General features: G+C 72.7%; 14 protein-coding genes. 3 read left to right on the forward strand and 11 right to left on the reverse strand.

Annotated elements, in window-relative coordinates; all coding sequences use genetic code 11:
- Positions 1–71: 71 nt before the first annotated feature.
- Both Cs7R123_RS16765 and Cs7R123_RS16770 read right to left on the reverse strand, forming a co-directional pair.
- Positions 72–719, reverse strand: coding sequence for a response regulator transcription factor (locus Cs7R123_RS16765; RefSeq protein WP_212827598.1), 648 nt, complete (start codon positions 717–719; stop codon positions 72–74).
- 8 nt (positions 720–727) lie between these two features.
- Positions 728–2,035 carry an ATP-binding protein gene (locus Cs7R123_RS16770; RefSeq protein WP_212827600.1) on the reverse strand — a complete coding sequence of 436 codons (1,308 nt, stop codon included), beginning with the start codon at positions 2,033–2,035 and terminating at the stop codon, positions 728–730.
- 66 nt (positions 2,036–2,101) lie between these two features.
- Between Cs7R123_RS16770 and Cs7R123_RS16775 the strand changes: the two genes are divergently transcribed.
- From Cs7R123_RS16775 to Cs7R123_RS16785, 3 genes are all read left to right on the forward strand, one after another.
- Complete coding sequence (locus Cs7R123_RS16775) at positions 2,102–3,454, forward strand: PspC domain-containing protein (protein ID WP_212827601.1); 1,353 nt, start codon at positions 2,102–2,104, stop codon at positions 3,452–3,454.
- A complete protein-coding gene (locus Cs7R123_RS16780; protein WP_212827602.1) occupies positions 3,451–3,681 on the forward strand; it encodes a hypothetical protein in 231 nt (76 codons plus the stop codon). Before Cs7R123_RS16775 ends, Cs7R123_RS16780 begins: the two co-directional genes overlap by 4 nt.
- 109 nt (positions 3,682–3,790) lie before the next feature.
- On the forward strand, positions 3,791–5,038 hold the full coding sequence (locus tag Cs7R123_RS16785) for a phosphatidylserine decarboxylase (RefSeq protein ID WP_212827603.1): 1,248 nt from the start codon (positions 3,791–3,793) through the stop codon (positions 5,036–5,038).
- 62 nt (positions 5,039–5,100) lie between these two features.
- Here the strand turns inward: Cs7R123_RS16785 and Cs7R123_RS16790 are convergent, their stop codons facing one another.
- The 9 genes from Cs7R123_RS16790 to Cs7R123_RS16830 all read right to left on the reverse strand — a co-directional run bounded on the left by Cs7R123_RS16790 (position 5,101) and on the right by Cs7R123_RS16830 (position 15,177).
- Positions 5,101–5,994 carry a phosphatidylcholine/phosphatidylserine synthase gene (locus Cs7R123_RS16790; RefSeq protein WP_244871873.1) on the reverse strand — a complete coding sequence of 298 codons (894 nt, stop codon included), beginning with the start codon at positions 5,992–5,994 and terminating at the stop codon, positions 5,101–5,103.
- A 298-nt stretch (positions 5,995–6,292) separates the two neighbouring features.
- A complete protein-coding gene (locus Cs7R123_RS16795) occupies positions 6,293–7,219 on the reverse strand; it encodes an NUDIX hydrolase (RefSeq protein ID WP_212827605.1) in 927 nt (308 codons plus the stop codon).
- Positions 7,220–7,241: 22 nt separating this feature from the next.
- On the reverse strand, positions 7,242–8,207 hold the full coding sequence (locus Cs7R123_RS16800; protein WP_212827606.1) for an NUDIX hydrolase: 966 nt from the start codon (positions 8,205–8,207) through the stop codon (positions 7,242–7,244).
- A 198-nt stretch (positions 8,208–8,405) separates the two neighbouring features.
- Positions 8,406–9,959 (reverse strand): glutamine-hydrolyzing GMP synthase, encoded by a 1,554-nt coding sequence (gene guaA / locus Cs7R123_RS16805; protein ID WP_212827607.1) that lies wholly within the window; start codon positions 9,957–9,959, stop codon positions 8,406–8,408.
- Between the two features lie 27 nt (positions 9,960–9,986).
- Positions 9,987–10,766 (reverse strand): DUF3152 domain-containing protein, encoded by a 780-nt coding sequence (locus tag Cs7R123_RS16810; protein ID WP_212827609.1) that lies wholly within the window; start codon positions 10,764–10,766, stop codon positions 9,987–9,989.
- Between the two features lie 10 nt (positions 10,767–10,776).
- A complete protein-coding gene (locus tag Cs7R123_RS16815; protein WP_212827611.1) occupies positions 10,777–11,958 on the reverse strand; it encodes a hypothetical protein in 1,182 nt (393 codons plus the stop codon).
- Positions 11,955–12,368 (reverse strand): hypothetical protein, encoded by a 414-nt coding sequence (locus tag Cs7R123_RS16820; RefSeq protein WP_212827613.1) that lies wholly within the window; start codon positions 12,366–12,368, stop codon positions 11,955–11,957. The genes Cs7R123_RS16815 and Cs7R123_RS16820 overlap by 4 nt, the downstream gene beginning before the upstream one ends.
- A gap of 34 nt (positions 12,369–12,402) precedes the next feature.
- On the reverse strand, positions 12,403–14,055 hold the full coding sequence (locus Cs7R123_RS16825; RefSeq protein WP_212827614.1) for an FAD-dependent oxidoreductase: 1,653 nt from the start codon (positions 14,053–14,055) through the stop codon (positions 12,403–12,405).
- 180 nt (positions 14,056–14,235) lie between these two features.
- Entirely contained in the window at positions 14,236–15,177 is a 942-nt protein-coding gene (locus tag Cs7R123_RS16830) for an inositol monophosphatase family protein (RefSeq protein ID WP_244872016.1), read from the reverse strand.
- Positions 15,178–15,216: the final 39 nt, after the last annotated feature.

The following is a 15,216-nucleotide window of genomic DNA, read 5'->3' on the forward strand; positions in this document are numbered from 1 at the left end:
CGACCAGGGTGTTGATCCAGAATCGAAACATGGAGGTAACTGGCTTCTCACGGATTGGGCGATACAGAGCGTCACACCAGACGTCGATCCGCCGCCCACCGCGACAATTCGTACCGGTTGGACATCTGCAACTTCCGCAGCACGTTCGAGACGTGCGTCTCGACGGTCTTGATGGAGATGAACAGCTCCTTGGCGATCTCCTTGTACGCGTACCCCCGCGCCAGCAGCCGCAGCACCTCCCGCTCCCGGTTGGTGAGCTGGTCCAGCTCGGGGTCGGCCACCGGCGCGTCCGGCCGCGCCGCGAAGGCGTCCAGCACGAACCCGGCCAGCCGCGGCGAGAAGACCGCGTCCCCGTCGGCCACCCGCCGGATCGCGTCGACCAGGTCGTCGGGCGAGATCGTCTTGGTGACGTAACCCCTTGCCCCGGCCCGGATCAGCCCGATCACGTCCTCGGCCGCGTCCGACACCGACAGGGCCAGGAAGCGCACCTGCGGCTGGGTGCGCCGCACCGCCTCCAGCACCGCGCGGCCGCCGCCGTCGGGCATGTGCACGTCGAGCAGCACCACGTCGGGGACCGTCGACCCGATCATCGACACCGCCTGGGCCACGGTCGCCGCCTCGCCGACCACGTCGACGTGGGCGCCCAGCTCGGCCCGCACCCCGGCCCGGAACATCCCGTGATCGTCGACCAGGAACACCCGCAAGCGCTGCTCGCTCATATATATCCCTACTCCTCTTTCAAGGACGTGACGGACAGGCTCAGCCGCACCTCGGTGCCCTCGCCGACCGTGCTGCGGATCTCGGCCTGGCCCCCGTGGCGGGCCATCCGCCCGATGATCGAACCCCGGACGCCGTGGCGGCGCTCCTCCACCGCGGTCGGGTCGAACCCCGTGCCGCGGTCGCGGACGAACACGCTCAGCATCGTCGGCTCCGCCTCCGCGTACAGCGAGACGCTCTTGACCTGCGCGTGCCGGGCCGCGTTGACCAGCGCCTCGCGGGCCGCGGCGACCATCGCCGCCACCCGCTCGTCGACCTTGCGATCGCCCACCACGACCGCCTCGACGACGATCCCGTAGGTATCCTCCACCTCCGCCGCGGCCGCCTGCAACGCCGCCGCGAAGTGCTCCGTCGGCGAGCCCGTGGGCTGGTACAACCAGGTGCGCAGGCTGCGTTCCTGGCCGCGCGCCAGCCGGGTCACCGCGGCCTGGTCGGCGGCGTTGCGCTGGATCAGCGCCAGCGTGTGCAGCACCTGGTCGTGCACCATCGCGGCCAGCTCGGCGCGCTCCTGCTCGCGGATGCGGCCCTCCCGCTCGGCGCGCAGCGCCGTCAGCATCCGCCACAGCAGCGGCGCCGCGACCAGGCCCACCCCGGCCAGCGCCACCAGGGCGAAGGCCACCGCGATCCACAGATCGCCCCAGCTGATCGCCCCGATCGTCTTCGGGGAGTAGATGACGATGACGCCGATCATGCCGACGGCGACCAGGACGCCCCCGCCGATGAAGCGCAGCACGTACATGCGCCGGTCCCCGTCGGACAGCGCCGCCAGCCACGGCGCGTTCGGGGAGGCGTCGGTCCAGCGCTGCCGCCGGTCCGGGTCGGCCTGGTGCCAGATGATGCCCGCGCCGACCGCCACCAGCGCGACCAGCCAGCCGACGGTCATGCCGATGCCGCCGTCCCGGTTGATCAGGATGCTGACGGCCATCAGCGCGAGCCCGGCCAGCACGAACGGCACCAGCCGGATCGACGGGCGGCGGCGGCCGCCGTCCTCGCCCGCGGGCAGCACGGCCCAGAAGACGGCGTACAGCAGCGCGCCCAGGCCGTTGAGCGGGAGCAGCAGCAGGAAGATGATGCGGACCAGCGTGGGCGACAGCCGTACGTGCGCGGCGATGCCCCCGGCGACCCCCGCGACCAGGCGGTCGGAGCGGGAGCGGGTCAGCCGGGGGGTCTCGGGCACGGAGGTCGACACGTGATCGATCGTGTCACGGCCGGCGCACGGCCGCCCACGGGTGAGACCCCCAGATACGGTGACCTCCATTATCAGGGTGGGCTCAGGGTCCGGTCCTGAGGCGGGTCAGGCCAGCTCAGCCTCACTATCGACGGTATGAGCGATGAGACCCCGACTCCCCCTCGCGGGGACGGCGCCGGTGACGGCGGCACCACGCCGCCCCCGGCGGACGCCCCGCACCCGCCTCCGGCGGACCGGACACCCCCCGGTCCTGAGGCGGCCCCGTACGTCTCCTGGGCGGCCGGGTACGGCCTGATCCGCCCCCGGCACGGTCGCTACCTCGCGGGCGTCTGCGGGGCCCTCGGCCGGGCCACCAACACCGACCCGCTGCTGTGGCGGGTGCTGATCGGCGTCCTGTCGATCTTCGGCATCGGCATCATCGTGTACCTGGCGTTCTGGCTGCTCACCCCGGCCGAGGGCGACAGCGCCTCACCGCTGGAGGCCCTGTTCGGCCGCGGCTACTCCGGCACCTCGTCGACGCTGACGCTGGTGCTGGGCGTGGTGGCGGTGTTCGCGCTCGGCGGCGTGACCAACAGCTTCGAGATGGCCGTCATCGCGGCGATCGGGCTGGTCGTCGCCGCCCTGGTGGTCAGCCGCAGCAACGGCCACCGGCCGCGCCAGCACCCCGGCGTGACCTACCTGCCCCCGCAGTACGCCGCGCCGCAGTACACCGCTCCGCAGCCCGCGGAGTACGCCGCCGCGACCGGCTCCGGCCCGGCGACGGTCACCGCGCCGATCCCCGGTGAGCCCACCGGCTACCGGCCGCCGTTCGCCCCGCACGGGCCGTACGTGCCGGCGGCGCCCCCGCCGCCTCCGCCGCCCCCGCTGCCGGTCAAGCCCCGGCCGGAGTCCTCGCGGCTGGGCCGCCTGATCTTCGGGGTGGCGCTGATCGCGCTCGGCCTGCTGGCGATGGCGGACATGGCCGGGGTCTCCGTCGACGGCACCGTGTACGTCGCCGCCGCGCTGGCGGTGGCCGGTGCGGGCCTGGTCGTCGGGGCCTGGATCGGCCGCGCCCGCGGCTGGATCTTCCTGGGCATCCTGCTCGCCCTGGCGCTGCCGATGGCCAACGCCGGGGACGACTGGGACCGGGTGCGCAGCCAGGCCGGCACCGTCACCTGGGCGCCGACCAGCGTCAACGACCTGGCCGACCGGTACGAGCACCGCTTCGGTGACGCCACGCTCGACCTGACCGGACTCGACCTGGCCGGCCGCGACACCAAGGTCACGGCGCAGATCACGGCCGGCAGACTGCGCATCCTCGTCCCGGACGGGGTGGACGTCACGGTCATCACCGACGTCAACCTGGGCAACGCCAGCGTCTTCGGGCGGGAGATCAACGGTGCGGGCGTCAACGACACCCAGACCGACGTCGGGGCCGACGGCCCCGGCGGCGGCACCCTGCGCATCAACCTCGACGTCAACGCCGCCAACGCGGAGGTGATCCGGTGAAAGCCCACCGCACCGACTCGGTGTCTCTCTTCTTCGGCCTGCTGTTCCTGTTCGTCGCGGGGGCGTTCCTGGCCCGCCGCCTGATCCACGTCGAGCTGCCCTCGCTGGGCTGGTTCGTCGCGGGCGGCCTGATCATCTTCGGCGTGCTGGGCGTGCTCGCCGCGCTCACGCCGCGCAAGCGGGCCGAGATCCCGGTCGTCGACCAGGCTCCGAACAGCGACGACTGACCCCGCGCCGCAGCACCGCACCCGCTCCTCTCACCGGCCTCGACTGGCCGGTGAGGGGAGCTTGTCTATGCTGACCGGTGAACCACCCGATGACGAGGAGCACCGTCCCATGAGCCAGTACCAGCCTGATCGACCCGCGCTCGGACCGCTCGGCCAGATCCGCATCGGCGACCGGGCCGCGCGCACCCTGACCGCCGAGCTGGCCCGCCACGCCGGACCCAAGACCGCCCTGCTGGTCGGCGCGAGCGCCGACTCGCTGGTGCTCGCCGAGGCGCTCGACGCGCTGCTGCCCGGCGACAAGCTGACCGTGGTCGCCGCCGACGACAGCTTGGCCGGGCACCTGGCCACCCTCGGCAGCTTCCTGGCCGAGCGGGTGCAGGTGGTGGCCGACCTCAGCGCCGCCGAGCCCGCCGACCTGGTCATCGTCGCCGAGCCGGTGGTCGGCTCCGGCGAGGAGGCCCGCACCACGGTCGAGCGCCTGAGCAAGCTCGTCGCCGAGGGCGGCCTGCTGGTCATCGCGGCGGTCGCACTGCCCGGCCTGTCCGGCGGCGCCAACGACGAGCTCGACCGGATCGCCGCCCGCCAGGGCGTCGGCTCCGACCTCGTGCTGCGCAACACCCCGCCGGTGCGGGTGCACCGCCTGCGCTTCACCGACGTCGACCCGGGCGTCGCGGCCAAGCTCGGCCCCGCCTACCGCCCGAGCAGCGTCCCGCTGTACGGCGGCATGAACATCGACTCCAACGGCGTGGCCGCGGCCGGCATCGCGCTCGGCGCCGCCGCCCTGCTCAAGACGATCCGCCCGAAGTCGAAGGCGTGGCTGGTGCCCGCCCTGGCCGCCGCGCCGGTGGCCGCGTTCTTCCGCGACCCGGAGCGCGACGTCCCCGCCGACCCGACCGCGGTCGTGGCCGCCAGCGACGGCAAGGTCCTCAGCGTGGAGCACATCTACGACGAGCGCTTCGCCGACGAGGAGTTCCTGCGCATCGCGGTGTTCCTGTCCGTGTTCGACGTGCACGTCAACCGGGCGCCGGTGGCGGGCAAGGTCGTCGACTACTTCGTCGAGGACGGCGGCTACGCCGCGGCGATGAAGCCGGAGGCCGAGCACAACGTCGCGGCGTACACGGTGCTGGAGACGCCGGACCGCAGCCGGGTGGTCGTCGCCCAGCGCACCGGCCTGATCGCGCGCCGGATCGTGCAGCGGGCCCCGATCGGCGCGCTGCTGGCCAAGGGCGAGCGGTTCGGCCTGATCCGCTTCGGCTCCCGCACGGACGTGTACCTGCCCGCCGACCGCGCCGAGGCCCTGGTCGCCCCAGGCGACCGGGTGACCGGTGCGTCCACGGTCATCGCCCGCCTGCGCTGACCCCGTACGAAAAGCGCCGCCCCGGTCCAGTGGACCGGGGCGGCGCTCTCGTTATCGGCTGATCAGGCCACGCGGGCCGTCTGGCGCTGGCGGGCCCACAGCAGCGGGCCGCTGGCGAGATACACCAGGACCAGCAGGCCGAAGGTGACCAGCGGGTTCCACACCAGGCCGACCAGCGGCAGGATGAACAGCGTCGGCGGCAGCTTGACCACCTTCGCGAGCTTGGCGTACGGGAAGCTGGAGACCATCGCCAGGGCCAGCAGCACCACCCCGAGCACCAGCGCGCCGGCCGGCAGCGAGCTGCCCAGCCCGGTCGACTTGAGGAGCACGGTCACCGCGAGCACGGTCGCGGCCATGGTGGTCGGCACGCCGCAGAAGAAGCGGCCGTCCTTGGGGGACACGTTGAAGCGGGCCAGGCGGATCGCCGCGCAGCACGCGACGAGCGCGCATGCGGCGATCAGCACCGGCGTGGCCACCGCGTCCTTGAGCGCGGAGTAGATGACCACCGGGGCTGCGATGCCGAACGACGTCATGTCGCCCAGCGAGTCCATCTGCACGCCGAACGGGCTGGCCACGCCGAACTTGCGGGCCAGGGCCCCGTCGAGGCCGTCGAAGGTGATGCAGGCGAGCAGGCAGAGCGCACCGTACATCGGGTTGGCACCCATGATCGCGAGGAAGATCGCGGTCATGCCCAGCATCAGGCTGCTCAGCGTGCATCCCTGCACGATGGCGAACTTGATGCGCCGGTCGAGCGTGCGCTCGCCGGGCAGCAGCGGGATCGTGGTCGGGGTCGGCGGCTCGGCGGTCTCGGTCGCAGCGGCCGCCTCGATGGCGCGCAGCTCGACCGGGTCCAGTCCGGGCAGATTGGGGCTCGTCGCAACGGAGTGATCAGTCCGGCGCAGCCGTCCCACCGGCACCAGCAGCATCTGCCGGGCGAAGGAGCTGCCTGCGCGCAAGCGACCGGTCCACTGCCGGCCCGCTGGACGCGGACTGTCCGTCAAGCGACGCCGACGCCATAAGGCTCTCGGCACGTGTCGTCCCTCCATGGCCGGTACGGTTCCTTTCCGCCGCCTCAGCGGACCGTCCGGCTTTTGCGGCCTACACCATCGCACACCCGTGTGTGCCTTGGCGATACCCAGCGGGTCGAAATCTCCACCCATTGGGCCACTGAAGGGGCAAATCGGCCCCTAGGCCATGAAGCATCCCGGGGGCGGTCTGTCTCGGTCCGGTGGCCAGTCTACCCGACCGACAAATTCACCTCATATGGCGCAATTCTCTGGTTGCGGCGTCCGTCAGCGGAATACCGCCCAGCTCGGACGGGTGGAACCAGGCCGCGTCGCAGGTCGAGCCGCTGACCTCGGTGACCACCGGCACAGTCGGGTCCCCGACGATGACCCGGAAGACCGCGCGGACCACGTACCAGTCCAGCGGGACGCCCTCGGGGCCGACCGCGGCCGGGTTGTGGTGCGAGCCCACCTCGATCAGCTCGGCCACCCGGCCGACCTGCCCGGTCTCCTCGTAGATCTCGCGCAGCAGCCCGGCCTGCGGCTGCTCGCCGAAGTCGGTGCCACCGCCGGGCAGGTGCCACAGGCCCGCACCGGGGTAGCCCGGCGAGGTCAGCGACAGCAGCACCCGGCCCGCCGGGTCGGTGACGACGCCGTACGCCCCGAAGCGCATCACCCGGTTCGTCTGGCGCACCAGCCGCCCGTCCGCGGACAGCTCGCCCGCCTCGTCGGCGGCCGGGGGCGGCGGGGTGTCGACGGCGGGCTCGGGCAGCCCGAGGGTCCGGGCCACGAACGGGATGACCGGCAGCTCGGCCAGGCGCGCCGGTTCCACCCAGGCGGGCAGGTCGCTGGTGCCGTCGGTCTCGACGGTCAGCTCCCCGCCGGTGACCTCCACGTCGTAGACGACCCGGTCGTGGTGCAGCAGCACGCCGCGCCACGGCATGTCGACCAGGTCCGACGAGACCGCGTGCAGGCCGGTGACGCGCACGGTGAGGCCGGTCTCCTCCAGGAACTCCCGGGCCAGTCCGGCGGCCGGTTCCTCGCCGTGGTTGAGGCCGCCCCCGGGCAGGAACCATCGCCCGGGGTGGTTCGACCTGGCCGACGAGCGGACCAGCAGCAGCCGGCCCTGCTCGTCGCGGGCGATCCCGTACGCCCCGATCCTGCGTCGCTTCTCCATGGCCGCCAGGCTAGGCGACCGCTCACACCTGCCGGGGCATGCGGGGCAGCGCGGCGGCCCGCAGCGCCTCGGCGGTCACCTCGGTGACGTCCTCGGGGCCGAGTTCGCCCAGCTCGCTGGGGGTGACCCAGCGCGCCTCGGCGGTCGAGCCGCCCTGGTCGTACACCTTCGGCTTGGTGGCGCGGTCGACGCGGACCCGGTAGAAGGCCCGCACGCCGTGCCAGTCGATCGGGTAGCCCTCCGGGCCCAGCGACGCCGCGTCGCGGTGGCTGGCGACCCCGAGCAGCTCGCCGAGGTGGCCGCGCTGGCCGGTCTCCTCGACCAGCTCGCGGATGAGCGCGCTGCCGGGCTGCTCGCCGTAGTCGGTGCCGCCGCCGGGCAGGTGCCACAGGCCCGCACCCGGGTAGTTGGGGGAGATCCGGGTCAGCAGCACGCGCTGCTGCCGGTCGGTGACCACCGCGTACGCCGCGAAGCGCTGCGCGCGGTGCAGGCCGTCCGCGCCGGGCACGGCGTGGAACGACGGGAAGTCGGGCACCTCGTCGGGGAGCTGGTCCGCGGCGACGGCGGACAGCCCGAGCGCCCCCGCGGTGAACGGCCGCAACGGGAGCTGGGCGCACTCGTCGAGGTCGAACCAGCGCACCAGGTCGGTGGGCTGGGCGACGCGTTCGCGCAGCGCTCCGCCGCGCACCCGCGCGGCGTAGATGACGCGGTCGGTGTGGATGGTCACGCCGCGGTGCGGCAGTGCCCGCATGTCGGCGAGCACGTCGCGCAGGCCGGTGACGGCGATGCTCAGACCGGTCTCGGCGGCAGTCTCCCTGACAACGGTGTCGTTGGGATGCTCGCCGTGGTCCACCGCCCCTCCAGGGAGGGACCAGATGCCCGGGGTGCCGGACTGCGCGGAGGCTCGGACCAGAAGCACCTGGTCAGAGTCGTTGGTGATGACGGCATACGCGGCGATCCGCCGCAATGCCTGTAGCGCGGTGGTCACGAGAAGTCATTCTCCCCCGCCGCGAAGATCACGACAAGATGTCCGAATTATAAGTACCTTCGCGTTCCATTACTGCCATTGATCACCTTTGTGGTCCGGCGTCCCAGCTCAGTGCCGTGAACTGGGCATAAAAACAGATCTTGGGACACCGCACACAAAGAGTTGAGCCCCGGCCGAGGGCCGGGGCTCAACGTTCACTCACTCCCACTCGATGGTGCCCGGGGGCTTGCTCGTCACGTCGAGCACGACGCGGTTGACCTCGGGGACCTCGTTGGTGATGCGGGTGGAGATCCGGGCGACGAGGTCGTACGGCAGGCGGGACCAGTCGGCGGTCATCGCGTCCTCGCTGGAGACCGGGCGCAGCACGACCGGGTGGCCGTAGGTGCGGCCGTCGCCCTGCACGCCGACCGAGCGGACGTCGGCCAGCAGCACCACCGGGAACTGCCACACGTCGCGGTCGAGGCCGGAGGCGGTCAGCTCCTGGCGGGCGACCAGGTCGGCGGCGCGCAGGATGTCGAGGTTGTGCTGGTTGACCTCGCCGATGATGCGGATGGCCAGGCCCGGACCCGGGAACGGGTGCCGCCAGACCATCTCCTCGGGCAGGCCGAGGCTCGCGCCCAGCGCCCGCACCTCGTCCTTGAACAGCGTGCGCAGCGGCTCGACCAGGTCGAACTTGAGGTCGTCGGGCAGGCCGCCCACGTTGTGGTGGCTCTTGATGTTGGCGGTGCCGGTGCCGCCACCGGACTCGACCACGTCCGGGTAGAGCGTGCCCTGGACCAGGAAGCGCACGTCGCCGCCGGCCGCGACCTCGCGCGCGGCGGCCTCGAACACCCGGATGAACTCCCGGCCGATGATCTTGCGCTTGGTCTCCGGGTCGGTCACCCCGGCCAGCGCGCCCAGGAACCGGTCCGCCGCGTCGACGACCTTCAGCTTGATGCCGGTGGCGGCGACGTAGTCGCGCTCGACCTGCTCGGCCTCACCCGCGCGCAGCAGGCCGTGGTCGACGAAGACGCAGGTCAGCTGGTCGCCGACGGCCTTGTGCACCAGCGCCGCGGCCACCGCCGAGTCGACGCCGCCGGACAGGCCGCAGATCACCTCGGCGTCGCCGACCTGGGCGCGGATCGCGGCCACCTGGTCGTCGATGATGTTGCCCATGGTCCAGGCCGGCTCGATCCCGGCCACCTCGTGCAGGAACCGCTCCAGCAGGCGCTGACCGTACGGCGTGTGCGCGACCTCGGGGTGGAACTGCACCCCGGCGAAGCCGCGCGAGGTGTCCTCGAACGCGGCGACCGGCGCGCCCGCCGAGGCGGCGGTGACGGTGAACCCGGCCGGGGCGACGCTCACGCAGTCGCCGTGGCTCATCCACACGTCCTGGCGCGCGGGCAGGCCCGCGAACAGCACGCCCGCGTCGGGCTGCGCCTCGACCGAGGTGCCCCCGAACTCGCGCAGGCCGGTGTGGCTGACCGTGCCGCCCAGCGCCGCGGCCATGGCCTGGAAGCCGTAGCAGATGCCGAAGACCGGCACGCCCGCCGCGAACAGGGCCGGGTCGACCTGCGGCGCGCCGGGCTCGTACACACTCGACGGGCCGCCGGACAGGATGATCGCGGCCGGGTTCCGGCGCATCATCTCATCGACGGACATCGAATGCGGGACGATCTCCGAATAGACCCGCGCCTCGCGCACCCGACGGGCTATGAGCTGGGCGTACTGGGCTCCGAAGTCAACCACCAGAACGGGGCGCGGCGTAGTCATGACCCCAACCTTAACGTGGCGCCCAGGTCAACCCACGTAGTGGACCCCGTCGGGGTACGGGAACGGATTGGCCTTGCAGCCCTGCAAGGACTTGGTCTGCTGCTGCATCACCGGCGCCAGCTTGCCCGCTCCGGAGCAGAACACGTGGCCGTGGCCGAGATAGTGACCTGTCTCATGGTTGACCACCATGTTGCGGTACACGCTCAGGTCGGTGAACCCGGTCGCGCCGTTGGTCCAGCGGTACAGATTGATCATGACATAGTTGCCGTACTGGCAGGAGAAGATGCCCGCGGTGTCCAGCCCGGCGGTGCCGCACATCCGGTCCATGGTGTCCGGGGTGGCCAGCTTGATGTAGAAGTCGGGCGTCACGCCCGCGGTGACCCGCTTGAACCGCCACTTCTTGGACGCGATCCAGCTGTGCGGATCGGCCAGGATCGTGTCGACCGCCGCGGCGAAGCCGTCCGGGTCGAACGTGGTGATCCCGTTCTCCACCTGCACGTAGTAGGTCCGCAGCGTGCCCGCGGTGCCGACCACGTCGGTGCCGCCGGGCGCGGTGCGGAACGTGCCCGCGCCGTGCCGCAGCACGTTGCCGTTCTTGATCGGCTTCACCGACGGCGACGGCTTGACCGACGGCGACGGCGACGGCTCGGCGGAGGGCGGTGCCGACGGCGAAGCCGCCTCCGTCACCGGCGACGGCGACGCAGCGGCCTCGAACACCGGCTTCTCCCCGCCACCGCAGCCCGCGGCCAGCAGTGACACCGTCAGCGCGACCGTCGCAATGCGAGCCCGCGTCGTCATCCTCCCCATGCCGAACACCTTAAGCGGTCGGCAGCCCGTGCGTGCGGTGGTAGTCCCGGGCCCACTTCTGGTCCACGCCCTCGGCGAACGCGCCGCCGGGCGGGTCCACCACCCACACGTGCATCATCTCCGGCGTCGTCAGCGCCACCGACAGCGTCGGGCACCCGCCGAACGGCGTGACCACGCCGATGCCGGGCGGCGCCAGCGAGATGCACAGGTTGTGCGCGTGCCAGCGGGTGACCGGGCCGCCCGGCTCCGGCCCGGCGGTCCCGGCGCGCTCGATCACGTAGACCACGCCCAGCAGCGTCGCCCGGCCGCCCTCGATCGCGAAGACCAGCATCTCCGGCCGCCGCGGGTCCAGCACCGCGCCGTCGGCCTTGAACACCGGGTTCTCCAGATGCACGTCCGGGCCGGTCTTCCCGGTCACCGGCAGCTCGTACCCGGCCGCCAGCGCGTCGGACAGGCGCGCGAACCGGCGCACCGACTCCTTGGTGTCGGCGGCCAGGTGCGCGGCAGCGTCGGCCTGCGCGGCGGTCGGGTGGTGGTCGCCGAGCAGCGGCCGCATGATCACTCCGGCCTGGGCCCGCAGCAGGTGCTCGTGCCCGTGGGCGTGGCTGTGGCCGACCGCGGGCGCCTGGCTCGCACCGGCGGCCGTACCCGCCGCCTGGTGCGCGACCAGCGTCGAGATCCACACGCCCATGCCGGTGACCAGCACCGCGAGCACCGTCGAAGTCGAACCGAGCGCGCGCGCGAACCGGCGCGGCCGACCCGGCTGCCGCTGCGGCACCACGGCCAGCCCGAACGCGACGAGCTCCACCAGCGCGGCCGCGATGCCGACCTGGTCGGCCTCCTCGCCGCCGCGCCCGATCACGACCAGGTACGCCAGCAGGTTCAGCGGCACCAGCAGCGCCGTCCCCAGCCGCCAGCCGCGCCGGTCCCCGCGCGCCAGCCAGGCCAGCAGCCCGTACGCCACCCCGCTGAGCAGGAAACCGGCCGTCAGCCAGGCGCCGTCGCGGTGGCCCAGCGGCAGCGCCAGGTGCACCGCGGCGGCGGCGCCGAGCAGCACGTACGCCCAGCGCGGGAGCGGGCTCAGCGGCGCGGGTGCCAGCCAGGGCAGGAAGCAGCAGGCCAGGATGCCCGCGGCCAGCGCGGCGGTGTGCTCGGGCGCGATCCCGGCCAGCAGCGTCTCGGCCGGGTTCACCGGGCGCCCGCCCCGGGCTCGGGTGCGATCAGCAGCCGTACGCACAGCACCGTCACCAGCACCGGCAGCACCAGCCCGGTGAGCAGGCCGGTCAGCGTCGGGGTGAAGTCGATGCCCGGGAAGGCGCCCAGCACCAGGCTGGCCACGAGCCCCGCCAGCGACAGCAGTTGCAGCACGATCACCCCGGTCAGGGCGCCGCGCCGCCCGCGCACCACCAGGGCGGCGAAGACGAACGTCACCACCACCCGGCTCAGCGGCGCGATCGCGTAGAACGGCAGCCCGCCCATGAACAGCAGCTCACCGAGCATCCCCAGCAGGCCCGCCCCGGCCTGCACCAGCAGCAGCACATAGACCACGTCTGCCCGTCCGCCGCGCGCGGCGGCTGCGGGAGTGGTCGCAGCGACGGTCACTCCGACATGGTCGGGCGTGCGCGTCGCCGCCGGGTCACGCGGCGGTAATTTTTCGGTACGGTTCCCCCGGCGCCGGCCGCCGGTCCGCCTCACCCTTGGCCGGCCACGCCGCCATCGCCCGCTCGGCCTGCGCCGTGATCGTCAGCGACGGGTTCACACCCAGGTTCGCGCAGACGGCGGCGCCGTCGACGATATGCAGCCCCGGATGCCCGAACACGCGGTGGTACGGGTCCACGACGCCGCTGCCCGCGTCCGCGCCGATCACCGCCCCGCCCAGGATGTGCGCGGTCAGCGGGATGTCCAGCACCTCCGGCAGCGCCCCGCCCGGCAGCCCGCCGATCTGCTCGGCCAGCAGCCGCACCGCCTCGTTGCCCGCCGGGATCCAGGTCGGGTTCGGCGCCCCGTGCCCGAGCGTCGACCGCAGGCCGCCGCGGCGCCAGCGCACCGTCAGCGAGTTGTCCAGCGACTGCATGACCAGGGCGATGATGGTCCGGGCCGACCAGCCCCGCACCGACATCGCCCGCAGGTACGGCAGCGGCCAGCGCAGCATCTCCCGCAGCCAGCGCCGCCCCCGCCCCGGGCCGCCGTCGGTCAGCGCCGACTGGAGCAGGCCCATCGCGTTCGAGCCCTTGCCGTAGCGCACCGGCTCGATGTGCGTACGCGCGTCCGGGTGGAACGAGCTGGTGATCGCCACACCCTCGGTGAAGCGCGGCTTGCGCCGGCGCGCGTCGCCGGGCAGCATCGTCGCCCCCACCAGCGACTCCGAGTTGGTACGGGTCAGCGCCCCGAGCCGGTCCGACAGCCGGGGCAGCACGCCCTTCTCCTTCATCGCGTGCAGCAGCCGCTGCGTGCCCAGCGCACCCGCCGCGAACACGACCTGGTCGGCCTCGATCACCGCCCCGGCGGGCGAGCGCCGCCGCTTCGCGACCAGCGCCCCGGTCCGCGCCGTCTCGACGGTGTAGCCGCCGCCCTCGCGCGGGCGCACCGCGGTCACCGTCGTCATCGGGAAGACCTGCGCACCCGCCTGCTCGGCCAGCCACAGGTAGTTCTTGACCAGGGTGTTCTTGGCGTTGTGGCGGCAACCGGTCATGCACTCGCCGCAGTGCAGGCAGCCCGCCCGCGCCGGGCCCCGCCCGCCGAAGTACGGGTCCGGCACCGTCGTGCCCGGCATCCCGAGGAACACGCCGACCGGGGTCGCGTGGAAGGTCTCCCCCACGCCCATCCGCTCGGCGACCTGCCGGAACTGCTCGTCGGCCGGGGTGGTCCGGTCATAGGTGACCACGCCCAGCATCTGCTCGGCGGTGTCGTAGTGCGGGGCCAGTTCGGCCTGCCAGTCGGTGATGTCGCGCCACTGCGGGTCGGCGTAGAAGTCGGGCAGCGGGCGGTACAGCGTGTTGGCGTACACCAGCGAACCGCCGCCGACCCCGGCGCCGGACAGCACCAGCACGCCCGCGCCGCGCTCACCCCGGTCCGGGCGCAGCAGCGTGATCCGCTGGATGCCGTAGCAGCCCAGCGCGGGCGCCCACAGGAACCGCCGCACCCGCCAGCTCGTCTTGGGGAAGTCGCGGTCGGCGAAGCGGCGCCCCGCCTCCAGCACGGCGACCGAGTACCCCTTCTCCGCGAGCCGGAGCGCGGCGACACTCCCACCGAACCCGGACCCGATCACCACCACGTCGTAGCGAGCCATGCGCAGGATTATTACCCGCCAGTAAGCCCCACGCCAGACCCCGCGCCCCGCCCGCGCCCGCCCGCCCGCCCGCCGCGGGGCGCGGGGCGCGGGCGTTCGTGCAGTTTCGGGGAAAGTGCAGGAATCTTGGCCCGCATTCGTGCACTTTCCCCGAAACTGCACGAACGTCCGGGCCCGATGTCAGGTGTCGAGGACCTTGAGGATGTCGCGGGCGAGGTCCACCGTGCCGGTGGCGACGAACTTCCGTCGCGGCGTCATGGCGGCGGCGATACCGTCCAGGGAGTCGAACCCGAGATCCAGCGACAGCTCACGCCCATCCAGGCCGACGACCGCGCCTCCCGCCGCCACGAGGACGTACTGCCCGGGGGCGAGATCCCACACGGCGAAGCCCTTGGTGAACTCGACCATCGCGTCGGTGAACCCGGCCGCCACGTGGCAGAGTCCGATCGAGCCGAAGTCGACGCCGAGTCGGCCGCGGGCCTGACCCGCATCGTTCGCCGCCCCGAGCGCCTCGACCAACCGCGTCTGGGCAGCCAGCGGCAGGAACCGCTCCATCGGGCGCATGAGGAAGTTCGTGACCAGGGCATCCGTCAGCTCACGCGGCTGTGGTGGGCGCAGCGCATGGGGCTGTCCGTCCGCCGTGATCAGCAGTGCCCGGTCGTTGCCCGCCGCGTCCCGGGCGGCCACATAGAGCTGCACGTGATGGAAGATGTCGCCCACCACGGCGACGACGGGCCGCGCCAGCGAACGGGAGTAGATCATCAGGTGCGTGTACCCGTGCAGTCCGCGCACCGCGAGCTCGCTGGTGTCCAACGGGTCCACGAGCACGCAGAGGTCGGGGTCCGGGTCGTCGCCGATGACCTGCGGATCGCCCTCCTCCGAGGCGTACACGAACCGCCCGAGCAGGGGTGTCAGGAGATCGCGATACCGGGCGTGCATCCACAGGTCGTGCTGGGAGAGGAAGTTGCCGGCGTGCCGCTCGTTGTGCCGCTCGCCCCGATTCCCGGAGACGGCAGCCGCGATCAGCTTCGGCCGGATCTCCGCCATGATCGTTCGGACCAGATCTGCCGCACCACGCGCCATATCGGTCAGCGGGACCTCGTGCACGATCACCTCCGGCATCGTCACCGCAGCTCCAGGGGCGGTTCGATGCCCGGTGGA

The sequence above is a fragment of the Catellatospora sp. TT07R-123 genome (assembly GCF_018327705.1).
GTDB lineage: Bacteria > Actinomycetota > Actinomycetes > Mycobacteriales > Micromonosporaceae > Catellatospora.

Coding starts and splice junctions, on each gene's coding strand:
- guaA (WP_212827607.1), bottom strand. CDS start 9,959: ATGACTACGCCGCGCCCCGTTCTGGTGGTTGACTTCGGAGCCCAGTAC.
- Cs7R123_RS16770 (WP_212827600.1), bottom strand. CDS start 2,035: ATGGAGGTCACCGTATCTGGGGGTCTCACCCGTGGGCGGCCGTGCGCC.
- Cs7R123_RS16765 (WP_212827598.1), bottom strand. CDS start 719: ATGAGCGAGCAGCGCTTGCGGGTGTTCCTGGTCGACGATCACGGGATG.
- Cs7R123_RS16810 (WP_212827609.1), bottom strand. CDS start 10,766: ATGGGGAGGATGACGACGCGGGCTCGCATTGCGACGGTCGCGCTGACG.
- Cs7R123_RS16775 (WP_212827601.1), top strand. CDS start 2,102: ATGAGCGATGAGACCCCGACTCCCCCTCGCGGGGACGGCGCCGGTGAC.
- Cs7R123_RS16785 (WP_212827603.1), top strand. CDS start 3,791: ATGAGCCAGTACCAGCCTGATCGACCCGCGCTCGGACCGCTCGGCCAG.
- Cs7R123_RS16795 (WP_212827605.1), bottom strand. CDS start 7,219: ATGGAGAAGCGACGCAGGATCGGGGCGTACGGGATCGCCCGCGACGAG.
- Cs7R123_RS16830 (WP_244872016.1), bottom strand. CDS start 15,177: ATGCCGGAGGTGATCGTGCACGAGGTCCCGCTGACCGATATGGCGCGT.
- Cs7R123_RS16825 (WP_212827614.1), bottom strand. CDS start 14,055: ATGGCTCGCTACGACGTGGTGGTGATCGGGTCCGGGTTCGGTGGGAGT.